General features: G+C 42.0%; 1 protein-coding gene. It reads right to left on the bottom strand.

What is annotated here, in order from left to right; genetic code table 11:
• Window positions 1-243, bottom strand: a 243-nt coding sequence (locus G6042_RS14665; protein WP_169522311.1) for a hypothetical protein, incomplete at both ends; no start/stop codon positions are given.

The following is a 243-nucleotide window of genomic DNA, read 5'->3' as shown; positions in this document are numbered from 1 at the left end:
GTCCGTTGCTTGCTGAATAATTTGTGGTATTTATAATTGGAAAATCGCCATCTTCTGCTAAGGCTTCGGTGGTATAATACTCCACCGTATAGTTGCTTGCTGGCAGTGGTTGTTGTGCCAAGGCATCTGGTGTTCTTACGGTTAAATCCACTGTCATTACACCATCCTGATTGTTGGCATTGGTATCACATACTTCGATGTTATCCAAATTGATTGGTGCAACTGGACTTGGGTTAACTTCTA

Origin of the sequence: Flavobacterium solisilvae (genome assembly GCF_012911605.1) — a bacterium.
Taxonomy (GTDB): domain Bacteria; phylum Bacteroidota; class Bacteroidia; order Flavobacteriales; family Flavobacteriaceae; genus Flavobacterium; species Flavobacterium solisilvae.
The sequence above is the reverse complement of the archived record's forward strand: the minus strand, read 5'-3'. Positions and strand labels throughout refer to the sequence as shown.